Origin of the sequence: Paenibacillus sp. N3/727, from assembly GCF_022637315.1 — a bacterium.
GTDB classification, from domain to species: Bacteria; Bacillota; Bacilli; order Paenibacillales; family Paenibacillaceae; genus Paenibacillus_AQ; species Paenibacillus_AQ uliginis.
In genome coordinates this window covers 3,299,828-3,314,487 of the sequence record NZ_CP093336.1, presented here as the reverse complement: position 1 = coordinate 3,314,487, position 14,660 = coordinate 3,299,828, and the positions used below count along the sequence as shown (strand labels likewise).

The following is a 14,660-nucleotide window of genomic DNA, read 5'->3' as shown; positions in this document are numbered from 1 at the left end:
GTGAAATTTAACCAAATGAGGTTATACCATGGATATAGCTGAACGTCTCTTCAATTGGTTCGTTGCCTCGACGCTGATGGCAAGCGCAGCTGCAGTCGTGGTGCTAGCGGTTCAGCATCTGCTGCGCAGACGCATCCATGCGCGTGTAAGGCATGCATTATGGCTCATTGTATTATTGAGGCTCATGCTGCCGGTACTCCCGCAAAGCCCGGTAAGCTTGTTCAACGCAGTTCCTGCATGGACAGACATAAAAAATGCTGTACTCGGAGTTTCGTATCAGTGGAACAAACCTGACGCGATATCCGAACACAGCCAAATAGAAAACACATATCAACTATATTATACAACGAATGATCTTGAAAAGAATACAGTTTTGCAGCCTGATCAGACCATGACAGATACAGAAGAACATATCACAGCGGGCATAGAGAGAGAAAGCCATCCGGCTGTCCGTGTACTGGCTGTAGTCTGGCTAACGGGTGCGGCCGTCTTGCTAGGATATAACCAGATTTACTGGCTGCGATTCCAAAAAAAACTAAAACGTCTCAGTTCTGTTGACCGTGCTTCAATATTGAAGATTGCGGAAGAATGCCGAAGCTTATTTTCCATGAAACGCCCTGTGGGGATTTACGTGGATCCATCCACTCAGAGTCCGTATATTACGGGAATTTTCCGTCCAGCGGTTTATTTGCCGAAATCACTTGTTTTGGAAGCTGTTAATGAACAACTGCTTAAACATGTGATCGCACATGAACTGGCCCACTACAAACGAAAGGATACGATCTGGAATATGGTCGGCAGTCTGGTGTTTTCTGTTCACTGGATGAATCCCTTCGTCTGGTTCATGCTGCGGCAGATGAAAGCCGACCGGGAGCTGGCTTGTGACGCCTATGTCCTGGAGAAGCTTGGTGAAGAGGAGGCAGTGCCTTACGGCATGACGATTATCGAATTTCTGAAACGGTATGCTTCGGGAAGAAGTCCGGCACATCTTCTATATTTTAAGGGTTCGAACGGTCAAAGAGAGATGATAAGGAGAATTCAAATGATTCAATCTTTTAAAAAGGGTTCTTATAAATTTACCATGATGGCGGTCGTTCTCGTGCTCTTTGTTGGCACGGCAACGCTGACTAATGCACGAGCATCTGAAGCGGAGGCTCCCGCTTCAGATGCCGTGGCTGCGCAAGAGCAGCAGCAACCGGATAAGAAGAAGCTTCAGCTCGACCAAGTGGTAACCACAAAGCTGCAACAAGTCTTAAAGCAAGTTGCGGGGAAAGAGATAAAGTTGCAGGATGTTGGCAAGATCTCTTATGATTACTCCGACAATGAGTTTGCATATGTTGAATCTGTAGACGGAAAATATGCGATCTTCTTTGAGACTGAAAGTGGTAAGGTATGGGATGTTACCGAAAGGCTCCCACTCGATAAAATCAGTAAAAAGGAACGGGATATGGCCCTTCAAAAGCTAAAAGAGCTGTATCCAAACAAAACCTATGAATTTGACAAAGAAGTGACCCTGTATCGAAGCTATGATGACAAGAAGGCTAAATTTAGCGAACGGGTAACGTATCAGTTGAATGGGAAAAACTTTACCGCCTCTCTATTTTCCGTCAATACTGATTTACATGTAACCCAAGCAATTATTAAATTTGACGCGGGCGAACTTGAACCAAAATTGCTAAAAACGGCGGAAGAAGCGATGAAAACGGTCTTGAATCAAGATGTTAATTTCAAAGGGGCTACACTTAGTCCTGATGGGTGGTTCCTGGGAGACGGGGATGCTTTCGTTGAGATAGATGCAGAGTCAAACAAGGTAACTAGTGTAATTAACATGGGGCGTATGAAGGAAAAGGTAAAGACGGACAAAGAGATGACGGCAAAAGAGGCAAAAGAAGTGGTTGCTCCGATGGCCGAGAAGTTCTTCAATATCGACATTACGGGATATGAAGCGAAGTGGGATGACAAATCTAAAAGTTACTCCTTCTTCGAGTACGGCGAGGACGACAAAGGCGCCAAGGTAGAAATAACGAAAATGAGAGTTACATTCGATGCCAACAAAAACGTGGTGTCCCTGACGTCTGGGCTTAAAGCGGCAAGCGGGGGATGGAATTAGACGTTATAGAATGGTCAGTGCTCACGTACGTTGTCGGTACCGAAATCGCCGTCATTGTCGTGAGCGCTGTGTCAGGCACGTCAACCAGTTATGCATTGAAGAACTTAAGTGTAAATGAATGGGAGGATTTATCATGAACTTTAAAAAAGCAATTGTGGCATCCATGATCGTATTCGGTATGTTAGTTACTCTGGCAGGCCCGGTTCCTGCAGGAGCTGCGGCTGCACAAGAACAGCAGCAATCGGATAAGGAGAAGCTTCAAATCGACCAAGCGGTAGCCGCAAAGCTACAAAAAGTGTTAAAGCAATTAGCGGGGAAAGAGATAAAGTTGAAGGATGTTGGCAAGATCTCTTATGATGGCTCCGACAATGAGTTTGCATATGTTGAATCGGTAGACGGAAAATATGCGATATTCTTTGAGACTAAAAATGGTAGAGTCTGGGACGTTACCCAAAGGATCCCACTCGATAAAATCAGTAAAAAGGATCGAGATAAGGCTCTTCAAAAGCTAAAAGAGCTGTATCCAAACAAAACCTATGTATTTGAAAAAGAAGTGGACATGATTCGAAGCTATAATGACAAGAAGGCTAAATTTTACGAAGGTATACGGTTTAGCTTTAAGGGGAAAAACTTTCAAGTCACTCTAAGTAACGACTTCTCGAAAAACAAAACTGATTTCCATTTATATAGCAAGAGTATTGAATTTGACGCGAACGAACTTGAACCGAAATTGCTAAAAACGGCGGAAGAAGCGATGAAAACGGTTTTAAATCAAGATATTAATTTTACAGGGGCTACACTTAGTCCTGACGGGTGGGTACTGGGAGACAAGGATGTTTTAGTTGAGATAGATGCAAAGTCAAACAAGGTAACTAGTGTAATTAATATGGGGCGTATGAAGGAAAAGGTAAGGACAGACAAAGAGATGACGGCAAAAGAGGCAAAAGAAGTGATTGCTCCGATGGCCAAGAAGTTCTTCAATATCGACATTACGGGGTATGAAGCGAAGTGGGATGACAAATCTAAAAATTACTCCTTCTTCAAGTACGGCAAAGACGACAAAGGCGCCAAGGTAGAACTAACGATAATGAGAGCTACATTCGATGCCAACAAAAACGTGCTGTCCTTGACGTCTGGAACTAAAGCGGCAAGCGGGGGATGGAATTAAACGTTATAGATAACCAAAATGCAGGTAAAAAGAATGAAAGGTCTCATTTCTAATTTTTTCCATATTCACCATGATATAAGGAAATAGCCTCTCAGCATTTACCGTATTATTTTCGGAGTGGTGAACGTAAAAATACAACATCAGGCTGGAAATGATGGAAGATGAGAAATCCGCTGACCAAAGAGGAACTAATTAAACTAGCCGAAACGGCGGTTAAGAAATAAAACGTCAAGCATATGATAGACTCAGAGGGAAGTAAGAAGCAAGGATTCTTTGAGGATGACTTACCGGCGCATATCATCCAAAATACGTTTTTTGGCATGAAGGAGGCTTCGAATACAACATTTCAAGCTTTCGTAATCGACCCATGCCGTCCTGTTAACACAGGATTGCATGGGTTCTTTGTTGCTGCTGACTCCCAAGGCGCCGCGAAATATAGCAATAATGCTTATTGCTTAATATGTTGACATTGAAGAACTACATATGTAGTATATAGTTGTGAACTACACCTGTGGTGTATGGGAATCAAGCACACTCATATGAGAGGAGCGTTACAACATGAACACAGCATCCAAAGCGGCCATTACAGCACTGGGCAGCATTGTATTATTGGTTTCCTCCGTGAAGCTTACGGCGCTGGCGTTCCCACAAACAGCCTCAAGAGCGGTTGCTGGAGAATCACTTGACTACTCTTCATAAGGGGATATTCAAAAACCGGTTCAAAGGAAATGTATTCGGAAAGGTAAGACTTGAAGATATGAAGCATGCACAATCGGATTATTCGAAGAAAACGGGCCGAAACCAAGCGAGAAGCATCCATCTCGAATATATACAATCGGGAATGACGAACTGATCTTATCCCGGTATACGACGCCAGATGAGGACAATCTGGACATTGTTGACGAACAGCCTTACACTTCCATGCCCAGGTACGTATATTGGAATGATAACGGCAAATCCTGTTACAGAACTTCAACTAAATCTAATACGGCCTTCGATTTACGCCCACGCATTTTCGGCTCAGGCTTTTCCTTCTCCGTCTTTACAGGTGCCTGATCCCGAGCTTCGATATGGGATGCATCATTGCAATCGTAACCCTTCCGCCACGAAGTCGCTTGATTAAATTTTTGATCGTTGGGATTCGTTCCATGATTCGAACAATTAAAGAATAGATCATCCCCGTGTAATTGACTTCAATAGGCGCACCATAAAGAGACTTCTTTCTGACCAAACGTAAAATTGGCGTGGTGCGATAGCAGAAAAAATGGATTTAAAACGCTCTTTTTGTTCCATTTTATAAAGTTCTTGCCGGGTAAATAGATTCTCGTGTCGAATATATGGCATAGGGAGTTCACCTCGTCTCTTTTGGTTTGGTTTAGTCGCTTAACCTATTCGAGATTTGGGGAGGTACTCTTTTTTCTATGTCTGAAATACCCTGTTAAATCAAGGCTTATGATTTATGAAATTGATCCATCTATCTCCTTTTCTCGAAAATTCATTCCTCTTATACAATTAAGAATAAGAGATGATCCTATTTTGGAGGGACCATGAAACCTAACATTACACATGAACAAGTACTTAGAATTCTCTCTGGAGATCAAGTGGCTTTCGCTACTTTCTATGAAGAAAATAGAGATATGTTATATTACCAGGCATATCGATTCCTAAAGCATCGAGAGGATGCGGAGGACGTTGTCCAGGAAGCCTATATTCGAATATTTCTTAATCTACATACCTTTAATTTTTCTTGTGAAATAAGCACTTGGATGAAACGTATTGTAAAGAATCTATGTATTGATCGTGTACGACGAAATAAAGTTAAACACCATTATTCCCTAGATGAACAAAATACTGAGGGGTCAAACTTCATTCTTGAGACGCTCTCCGATGGTATAAAACCACCTGATCAACAAGTTGAAGATAATGAAGAAAATAAAAAAGTTCTTCATTTAGTGGAAACCATGCCTGACCAGTATAAAAACGTGTTTATTTTGCGGTTCTTTTCAGATTATTCTCTGATGGAAATCGCAGATAATCTTTCAATGGAAGTGAATACGGTGAAATCGAGAATATTCCGAGGAAGAGCTTACTTACGGAGAAAATATAGGGCAAGTTAAATCCATCAATTTGAAAATACTACTATACGATTTCTTTTCAAAAGCGGGAAGATAGCTGATAATAAGCGTCTTAAATAGCATTCAAGGATCGGATCCTCCAATGGTACAGGTATTAGGGATAAAAGTTTCTCAATCAAACGAAATTATTGATACCAATCGTCAATCTGAGGCTAAACGGTCAGACAAAAGTTACCAACTCTGACCCATTTCATTCCCTATCAGCAGATGCAAGCTGGATTAATCTTTAGTTTTATCGTATCAAAAGGGATAACCAACTCGCTTTTGATTACATTAAATATGGAGTCTTTCTTAATGAACATGGGAAAAGACTCTTTAGCTAATTGAAACCCAAAGTTGAGGACCACCAAAATTAAAAGTGAGTATAGTTGAGAAAATTCAGCCGATCCGAGGCTATGTCCAGAAGATAGTTGTTGGTTGCAAGATTACTTTAAGTTCATCATCTCGCAATCTTATCAAGCGTATAGACCAATCGAAGAAGTTATACATGAATTAAGTCAAGCACCAAATAATCAGGTTGAAATTAAAGAATTTCCAGTTCCTTTTGATATTATGGATTGTTTCTTTGCTTCTGCATGGAGAAGACCAGAACTTTATTTGGAAGAAAATTTCCGTGCAGCAGTGTCCGCACTCGCTAAATGTCCCGATGAATTATTGGTCCCTTTATTACATCGATTGGAATCAGATTTAAGAACAGGTATCTGGGATGAAAAATACGGTTACCTTCGATCTTTAGAAACATATGAGGGAGGATACCGATTTCTTATCACCTCCAAGATTTGACATCAAGGCTCCCTTAAAAAAGGAGCCTCTTTATATAAGTAAGATTAGGCTCAATTAACGGGGTACGATAGTTGAACGAAACAAGGAGCAGTTTGCCGCGGCGACTGATCCTTTTTTTAAAAGCTATTGGGCAGGATAACGTAGGGGCTAATATCTTGATCTTGGTATGGAAACGTTCGATTTAGTCAGCACCCAGAATGGATAGAACTTACTCACGATTATAAGTAAGCGTTAAACTGAATACACCTATTCATAGCCAAACCAATAGGTCATAATGAATCCATCTCACACGGGTTGGTTGTTTCAATTTGTACTCCGTAAATGCGCTGCTTAAAAAAAGTCCTCCTTCATCCAAATACATGAAAAGTAATTTATTCACCTATTTCCTGTCGTATCAATCGAACTTTGGATCAATCCTGTTTTCATCGGAACGATCTTAATGGGATTAAGCAGTTCTCTTGTTCTACCTGCTGGCACATTTTTAAGCGAAGCCGTCGGTTGAAGCAGGACATAAAACGGTATATGAAGACTATGAAAGACCAAACGTCTGTACCGATTAAGTCTGATATTCGAAGTGGGATTCACGAAATTTTTTTTCTTAAAAATGTATTTAATTAGCAAATCCAGACATTTGTTAAGGACACGCATTCTCACCTGAAGAAAATTCGATTAAATAAGTTCTTCTCCAATAGTATCCCTCGATTCTTTGAGACCCGAGTTGCTCTGGCCTTAAGACTACGGAGAATTTTAGCATATTGAAGTTGAATTCTTACTTTTTTTAGATGATGTATTATGAATTTGATTCGATTAATGACTGGATATAGATTTCAATCATGTTAATATTTTCTTTCCATAACGAAACAAGCCATTCTGTGTCTGCCTTAGAGATTAAAAATGTTGCGAATCCACTTATATAAGTAATTATTAAATCATTTACTAACTCCAAGTCATTCGCGTCTAGCGTATCCCCATAAAAATCACCCACTAAAATCTCAAAGAAATCAAACGGTGTTTTTTCGCTGTCTTTACCATAGATAAGCTTTTCAATTCTGTATCATATGAAGACTTCACTACAAATTGCATTTAAACATTAATTAAATTTAAGTAGTCTTTATTTTTTTCTTCAGTGAAGAAGAGAAAAATATTTGAGCATAATATCCGCAAAAGAATCCTTTTCCTTCGCTTCCTGATAATTTTGTTTTGTTCCCCCTTTTTTCTCTACTATCTCTCATTACCGTTCCTCCTAGAATGGTTGTCACATTTTCTTTAGTTATTATAGTACAAAATAAAATTATTGACCGTTCGGTTAGTTTTGAGTAAAATAAAATTGACCGTTCGGTTAGTTTTTTTAATTTTGTGTACCAACTGTTTTTAAGTTTTATGAAAAGGAGAGGACCAAAAGGAAAAGGGAAAGTTACTTATTTTTGCGAGCGTACTCGCATTGTTGACGTTGTTTAAAAGCTTCACACAATTTTTAAGCCTTTTGAAGAGGCAGTAGGGAAAACAGAAAAAGATTTTCATCACGGACCATTTTGAGTCTCCGACAATTCGGTTCATTTCAAAGGAGTGAAGACTATATGCGTAAACAATGGAAAATAATATTATTTACAAGTATTTTGATACTAATAACAATAGCCGTAAGTTTTACTCAATTTTCAAACCCAAATGAGAGCAGCCATTTTAATGACGAGAAGTTTTCGGTAGAACGTGCAATGCAGCATTTAGAAGTAATTGCTAAAGAACCACATCCAGTAGGTTCAGAAGCTAATAAAAAAGTTAAAGACTATATTGTGAAATATTTTGAGTCATTAAATCTACCTGTAGAAATACAAACGAAAGCTATAGAAGATGTTCGTGATAAAGAGGAACAGCTTACTACAGATGCTGAATATCTCGAAAATATTATTGTAAAGATTGAAGGTACATCTCTAGATCATAACGCGGTATTATTCCTTGCCCATTATGATTCCACACCTGAAACACCAGGCGCAAGTGACGATGGTTACGGAGTTGTAACTTTAATGGAAACTGCTCGTATGATGAGTCAGCTACCCCCCCCTGAAAATACATTGTATTTTGTTTTTACTGATGGTGAAGAAGAAGGTGTACTAGGGGCAACAGCATTAAAAGATCGCAAAGATATTTTTGATAAGACACGTATGATCATTAATTTTGAGGCGCGTGGTAATACAGGAGTGCCTATTTTATTTGAAACTACAAATCATAATGCACAATTGGTAAAAGAATTTAGTCATACGGTATCTCATCCGGTAGCTTATTCATTTGCTTCTGAAATGTATAAAAAGATGCCAAATTACACAGATTTTACAGAAGTAAAGGACATACCAAAGCTAGGCTATAATATTGCTAATATGGGTGGTGTTGAAACATATCACGCTAATAAAGATACATTTGAAAATAGTGATAGAAACACTATTCGTCACTTTGGTGCTTATGCCATACCATTAGCTGAAAAATATGCTATGCTTTCAACAACAGAGTTTGAAGAGTTAGAGAAAAATCAAGGGGATGCCATTTACTTCCCTCTAATGAAAAATGTCTTAGTTGTATATTCAGACGAAGTGGTTATACCGTTAATGACATTGCTAATTGGTTTAACGACCATTGCGGCAATTATACTTATCCGTAAAAAGATAATTAAAGTTAAAACATCAGCTCTAACATTTGTTAGTATGCTGGCAAGCTTTATAGGAGTTGCTGCAATACTTTATGGTTTAGTAAAAATACTAGCTATAGTATTTGATGGTGTTATTGATGATGAGGGTTTAATCGTTTTAGGCAACTATGATTATGCAGCGTTCCTACTTATTATGCTTATTACGATAGTTTTAAGTGCCTTTATTAGTCGTTGGATTAGTAAACATATTAGCGCTATTCATTTTATTATTAGCATACAATTGATTTGGATAACATTAGCGATTACTACAAGCTTAACATTTAAAGGAATCAGTTATTTATTTGTACTTCCTGCTTTACTAGGGGTATTTTTAATCATTGTAGCGCTAGAAAAACCACAAGTTATGCTTTCTAATTATCGTTATATAGTAATAGCTAGCTGGACTATTGTAACAACTATTTTATTGGCACCTTTTATCTATGTTATTTATACCGCTCAAACATTAAAATTTGCACCTATATTAGGTATCCTAGTCGCATTATTAATTATGCCTATAATTGCTGCAATCCAATATAAATCTACACAAACGTAGTGGCTTGACTCGTCGTAGAAAACAAAAAGGAGCACCTCCCCAAAACCTCAAAAATGTTAGCGGCTAAGCAAAACATTGAGATGAAAGGAGAATACTCCATTCCATCGGAGGCTACTTATTCTCGCTTTGGAGGTTATACGCTGTTGTAACATATTGCCGAACTGTCTGTTCGGCGGACAGTATTCGAGGAGGTCATCATCAGATGAGAATCATGGAAGTTGTTCTGGTGACGTTTAATGTGGTTATGTTGCTGTGGCTGGTTGTTGGGCAACAAAAGCCGCGACAGTTATTGTGGGGGGGATTGGCCGTCTCGGCAGTTCTTCTCGTTGTACAGGGCTGGGTTGAGGGATGGCGCTGGCCCCTGATCCCCGCTTATGCACTGACGCTGGCTCCTTTATGGGCGCTGGTGTTGGACTTTCGGCGGCGCGCCCGAGCCGGCCAAGGGGACATTCAAAGGCGCGGCGTACGCAGAATTGCAGCGTTGTTATCTGCCTTTTTCTACGGGACGGTAACCGTTGCTGCGCCGTTGCTGTTCCCGGTGTTTAAATTCGATGAACCGGCAGGTCCGTATGGGATTGGCATGGTCGCTTATCACTGGATTGACAACACCCGCAAAGAAACGTCCACTTTGGCGGCAGCCGGGGCCAAGCGGGAACTGAAAGTACAGATCTGGTATCCGTCCAGCAAGGACGCTAAGGGAACCCGAGCGCCGTATGTGCCCGATTCCAAAGTGTATACCGAGGCATTTCAGCAGGAGTCTGGTCTGCCGCAGTTGTTTTTGACGAGCCTTGGACAAGCCCGTACGCATGCGATTGAACACGCGGTGCTGTCCGATGCGGAAGCGGCGTATCCGGTACTTATTTTTTCACACGGGTCTGGCGGATTCGAGGGCCAGAACATGTTCCAGGTCGAGCAGTTGGTGAGCCATGGTTATATTGTGGCGGGAATCAATCATACTTACGACAGTATGGCTTCGATATTTCCAGATGGGCGGGTTGCGTTGTACGATTCGGTGAAAAATACAGAATCGGAGATAGAGCCACTTGAAAAATCGGACAGGACGAATGAGGTTTGGGTGAACGATGTGCGGTTTGTGCTGGATCAACTTGAACAGCTCGCTGTCGCTGACCCGGATCGGCGGTTTACGGGACGAATGGACATGAAGCGGCTTGGCATGTTCGGACACTCGTTCGGCGGGGCGACTACGGTACAGATGCTGCTAAGTGATCCGCGGGTTCGGGCAGGAATCAATATGGACGGGGCCTTGTACGGTGAACGCCGCATTCCGGCGGCTGGCATAAACAAGCCGTTCCTGATGATCAGTGCGGACGAGGAGGACGAGTTGGCGGGCTCCAGCGCCACAAATGACGATCAGCAAGCCTCCTTGGACACGACCCACAGCAAAGTTGAACGATACAATAAAGAGTTAAATGCTCGGTATGCGCCGGTAAAGGTTGGTGGGAATTACTGGCTGAAGCTACACAACACGCTTCATATGAGCTTCTCCGATTTCTTTATGATCTCTCCAATCATAGAGTGGTCGCAGGGAGTGAACGCGCGCGGGACACATCGGCTCGTCAACGATTTTACGCTTGATTTCTTCAATCATTATCTGAAAGGGCAGCCTTTGCAGATATTGAACAATGCTGTTGGCACGCATGATGATTATATTCTGGAAAAGGGATAAGCTTCTATCCGATGTGAGCCTCCTGAAGAACAGACAGAGGGGAGAAGTGGAAATACCTAGAATCATAACTTTCAGACTTCCATACCGCTTGCGACACCAATTCTGGGATTGCGTATAACGAAGGCAGGTCGTCAATTCTTGGCGTCTTCGAGCCCGTGTATCAGAGGGATAAAACGACCCGGTGCATCGCAGATTGCTGCTCCTTTGGGAAGCACGCAGGATAGAATAACCCAATTTGGTAGCTGCATCAGCCCTGAACACAACCAGTCAAGAGAAGCAGAAGTTAAAACTGGTGTTGAAGAGGCGACTATTTTTAGGTAAATCAACAGGCGTGCTTTGTTATATAACTAATTGTATTGGAGTTGAGATAAGACTATGAAAACGGAGATCATGAATAGATTCATCTCTTACGCACAAGTTGATACACAGTCCGATGAGGGCAGCGAAACTTGCCCCTCAACACCAGGGCAGCTAGTGCTGGCCCAAATGCTTATAGACGAACTTAAAGCCATAGGTATGCAGGAAATTACGGTGGATTCCAACGGTTATGTAATGGCATCCCTTCCGGCCAATACAGACAAAGAAATTCCAACAATCGGTTTTCTTGCTCATATGGATACGGCCACCGATTTTACCGGTGCTGGCGTGAAGCCGCAAATCATAGAAAATTATAACGGACAAGACATTGTCTTGAATGAAGCACTGAATATTGTCCTTTCGCCGCGCGATTTTGCAGAGCTGGCTGGCTACAAAGGCCACACGTTAATAACGACAGACGGTACCACATTACTTGGCGCTGACGATAAAGCCGGTATTGCCGAAATCATCACTGCTATGGCTTATCTGATTCGACATCCAGAACTGAAACACGGGAAAGTAAGAGTGGCTTTCACCCCGGATGAAGAAATCGGCAGAGGCCCACATAAGTTTGATGTGTCCGCCTTCGACGCAGTATATGCCTATACGATGGATGGCGGTCCTCTTGGCGGGATCGAGTACGAGAGCTTTAACGCTGCATCAGCCATCATTACTTGCAAAGGGAAGAACGTTCACCCCGGCACGGCCAAAGGTAAAATGGTCAACGCTGCTAAAATAGCCATGGAGCTGCATGGAAGGCTGCCGGCTGATGAAACTCCTGAGAAGACGGAAGGTTATGAAGGCTTCTATCATCTGTCTTCCATTCAGGGTGACGTCGAGCAAACACAGCTTCGTTATTTGATCCGGGATCACGATAGTAATCGGTTTAAGGAGAGAAAGTCCGAGCTGGCTCGTATCGTAGAAGAATTACAGAAAAAATTCGGAGATAAGCGAATTGAGCTCGAAATCAAAGACGAATACTTCAACATGAGGGAAAAGATTGAGCCTGTAATGGAAGTAGTGGACGTCGCTAGACAAGCACTAGAAAACCTCGGAATCGTGCCGATTATTCAGCCGATTCGCGGTGGTACGGATGGCTCCCAGCTATCCTACATGGGGTTGCCAACACCGAATATATTCACAGGCGGGGAAAATTACCACGGGCGGTTCGAGTACGTTTCAGCTGACAACATGGTCCAGGCTGTGAACACCATCATCGAAATCGTTAAGCTGTATGAACAAAGATCCTAAGGGTGTATGCAGCATCCGACAAGAACATATAGCCTTTGAAAGCCGCATAAAATGCGGTTTTTTTTTGTTTTAAGTACCCAAGTTCTTGTTCTAACTCAATAACAAGAACTTGTACACTTAGCCGATTAGATGATTATCTAATGTAATTCGGCAAAGGCATGACTATGGTGTTATTAACAAAGATAACAGACGAATTACACATTTTCATGAGTTCAATCGTGAACGCGATACGGCGATCGTTTCTTTGAAGATCAATAAGTCATTGAATAACGGTGGATTCCCCTTTAAAGACACCGTAATTCAACTAAAGTACAGGATAGTTGAGCATGATTCGGAGAGCCATACCACATGTATTGGCAAGTTTTTGGTTGAAATAACCAGTTCTTCATGTAAGCATGTAGACTATGCAGGGATTCCTTTCTATATGAACGAATTTATACTCTGGATCATGCCAAATAAAATATTGTAAATGCGACCGTATGATTTTCAACAAACTAAACGTCTTACATAAGGAAAACAGGAAGGGATGAATGCCATGTCCGAATCTTACGATCCGATTGTTGAAGAGACTCGAGCATTACATAAGAAATTCGAGGAGTTGATCGAACCGCACCGCTCATCACTTTGGGGATATTGCCGTTATTTAACGGGTTCTCCTTGGGATGGAGAGGACCTATTTCAAGAAACGTTATTGAAAGCTTTTGCAACAATGGCCCAGATCTGGCACCCGCTCGCATTAAAATCTTACTTGTTCCGAATTGCTACAAATACGAGAATTGACGGGCTTCGGAAGAAAAAGGTTTCAATGGATACATATTCAGAATTGGACTCCAACGATTTTCACGAAGAAACGGTTGATCCATTGGAAATGATTGAGGCACTGGAAGTATTGGTCCAGTATCTGCCGCAAAGGCAAATCGCTGTTTTCCTGCTCATGGAAGTATACGGCTTTACCGCTTCCGACGTAGCCGGGATGGTACGAATGACCGAGGGTTCGGTCTATGCAGCTCTTAGCCGTGCGAGAGCTAATATTCGCAAGCATCGCAACATATTACCGGATCAAATTCATCCAGAAAAAATAGAATCAAACGCTTTGCTGCTCGATACCTTACTTCAGGCAATGAGAAGCGGCGATGTAGATAGTATTCTTGGAATGTTTGAAGAAAGTATTCATAATGATGCAAAACCCGGATTTCAGGAATATTCGAAGAGAGAAATGCTTAATGGTTCTTTCAAACACAGAGGGCCGGTTTTGCATGTTTCGTTGGAGCTTTTGTGGGGCCGGAAAGTATTCGTGGTATTAGCTGAAACTGAGCTAGGGCTTGTTCTTCACGATATTCGTGAATTTGATTTCGAAGACAATCGGATTGTGTATCATCGGGGTTATTATTTTTGTAAAGAGTTGTTGCTCGAAGCAGGGATAACACTTGGCGTACCGGTGCAGCTGCAGAAAGCTCCAAACCTGGATTGGCGCGAGAAAAATAGTTTTTAAGCTTAAAACAAGGAGGAAGGCAACAATGATTAGACCTGTAGAAAGTAAGAATCCCATTCGGAGTCAGATCAGTTCCGTAATTCTTTGGTCCAGAAATCTTGAAAAGTCGGCAGAGCAATACAGCAGGCTATTTAACCTCTCAAGCGAGCAGCAGGAGCGTTTCGGTCACATGCATATCCTGCATTTGCCAAACGGAACGGACGTTATGATCGATTCCAATGGAATGGACAATGTTCCAATTCCAGATAAAGTTCCACCGCTTTGCTTTGTGCCTGCTGATGATATAGATGAAGCGGCTGCTTTAATAGAAAGTTTGGGATTCCAAATCATTTATGGTGGGATCATCCGGAATGAGTTTGTATCTTTTTTCAACATGCGTGATGATGATTTCAATGTGATTACGGTATGCCAAAACCATAAATGATAAGGGATTAAAAAAATATCTAC

12 protein-coding genes and 1 pseudogene are annotated in these 14,660 nt (G+C 41.6%); 11 read left to right on the top strand and 2 right to left on the bottom strand.

Going from position 1 to position 14,660, the window contains the following annotated elements; all coding sequences use genetic code 11:
• Positions 1 to 28 precede the first annotated feature (28 nt).
• The 4 genes from MNQ98_RS15105 to MNQ98_RS15090 all read left to right on the top strand — a co-directional run bounded on the left by MNQ98_RS15105 (position 29) and on the right by MNQ98_RS15090 (position 3,977).
• Positions 29 to 2,110 (top strand): M56 family metallopeptidase, encoded by a 2,082-nt coding sequence (locus MNQ98_RS15105; protein ID WP_241928998.1) that lies wholly within the window; start codon positions 29 to 31, stop codon positions 2,108 to 2,110.
• On the top strand, positions 2,101 to 2,247 hold the full coding sequence (locus tag MNQ98_RS15100; RefSeq protein WP_241928997.1) for a hypothetical protein: 147 nt from the start codon (positions 2,101 to 2,103) through the stop codon (positions 2,245 to 2,247). The genes MNQ98_RS15105 and MNQ98_RS15100 overlap by 10 nt, the downstream gene beginning before the upstream one ends.
• Entirely contained in the window at positions 2,244 to 3,278 is a 1,035-nt protein-coding gene (locus tag MNQ98_RS15095; protein ID WP_241928996.1) for a hypothetical protein, read from the top strand. Before MNQ98_RS15100 ends, MNQ98_RS15095 begins: the two co-directional genes overlap by 4 nt.
• Positions 3,279 to 3,836: 558 nt before the next feature.
• Positions 3,837 to 3,977: a hypothetical protein gene (locus MNQ98_RS15090; RefSeq protein ID WP_241928995.1), complete on the top strand. Its 141-nt coding sequence runs from the start codon at positions 3,837 to 3,839 to the stop codon at positions 3,975 to 3,977.
• 293 nt (positions 3,978 to 4,270) lie between these two features.
• Here MNQ98_RS15090 and MNQ98_RS15085 read toward each other — a convergent pair.
• A pseudogene (locus tag MNQ98_RS15085) lies at positions 4,271 to 4,622 on the bottom strand (IS5/IS1182 family transposase); the annotation flags it as partial.
• Positions 4,623 to 4,825: 203 nt separating this feature from the next.
• Here MNQ98_RS15085 and MNQ98_RS15080 point away from each other — a divergent pair.
• Together MNQ98_RS15080 and MNQ98_RS15075 are read left to right on the top strand one after the other, a co-directional pair.
• Positions 4,826 to 5,395 carry an RNA polymerase sigma factor gene (locus MNQ98_RS15080; RefSeq protein WP_241928994.1) on the top strand — a complete coding sequence of 190 codons (570 nt, stop codon included), beginning with the start codon at positions 4,826 to 4,828 and terminating at the stop codon, positions 5,393 to 5,395.
• A 435-nt stretch (positions 5,396 to 5,830) separates the two neighbouring features.
• On the top strand, positions 5,831 to 6,196 hold the full coding sequence (locus tag MNQ98_RS15075) for a hypothetical protein (RefSeq protein ID WP_241928993.1): 366 nt from the start codon (positions 5,831 to 5,833) through the stop codon (positions 6,194 to 6,196).
• A gap of 1,100 nt (positions 6,197 to 7,296) precedes the next feature.
• Here the strand turns inward: MNQ98_RS15075 and MNQ98_RS29630 are convergent.
• Complete coding sequence (locus MNQ98_RS29630) at positions 7,297 to 7,428, bottom strand: hypothetical protein (protein WP_277883659.1); 132 nt, start codon at positions 7,426 to 7,428, stop codon at positions 7,297 to 7,299.
• A gap of 345 nt (positions 7,429 to 7,773) precedes the next feature.
• Here MNQ98_RS29630 and MNQ98_RS15070 point away from each other — a divergent pair, with 345 nt between their 5' ends.
• The 5 genes from MNQ98_RS15070 to MNQ98_RS15050 all read left to right on the top strand — a co-directional run bounded on the left by MNQ98_RS15070 (position 7,774) and on the right by MNQ98_RS15050 (position 14,637).
• A complete protein-coding gene (locus MNQ98_RS15070; protein WP_241928992.1) occupies positions 7,774 to 9,426 on the top strand; it encodes a M28 family peptidase in 1,653 nt (550 codons plus the stop codon).
• A 202-nt stretch (positions 9,427 to 9,628) separates the two neighbouring features.
• A complete protein-coding gene (locus tag MNQ98_RS15065; RefSeq protein WP_241928991.1) occupies positions 9,629 to 11,113 on the top strand; it encodes an alpha/beta hydrolase family protein in 1,485 nt (494 codons plus the stop codon).
• A 375-nt stretch (positions 11,114 to 11,488) separates the two neighbouring features.
• A complete protein-coding gene (pepT, locus tag MNQ98_RS15060; RefSeq protein WP_241928990.1) occupies positions 11,489 to 12,721 on the top strand; it encodes a peptidase T in 1,233 nt (410 codons plus the stop codon).
• Positions 12,722 to 13,256: 535 nt separating this feature from the next.
• Complete coding sequence (locus tag MNQ98_RS15055) at positions 13,257 to 14,213, top strand: RNA polymerase sigma factor (RefSeq protein ID WP_241928989.1); 957 nt, start codon at positions 13,257 to 13,259, stop codon at positions 14,211 to 14,213.
• A gap of 25 nt (positions 14,214 to 14,238) precedes the next feature.
• On the top strand, positions 14,239 to 14,637 hold the full coding sequence (locus MNQ98_RS15050; RefSeq protein ID WP_241928988.1) for a VOC family protein: 399 nt from the start codon (positions 14,239 to 14,241) through the stop codon (positions 14,635 to 14,637).
• The last annotated feature ends 23 nt before the right edge of the window (positions 14,638 to 14,660 follow it).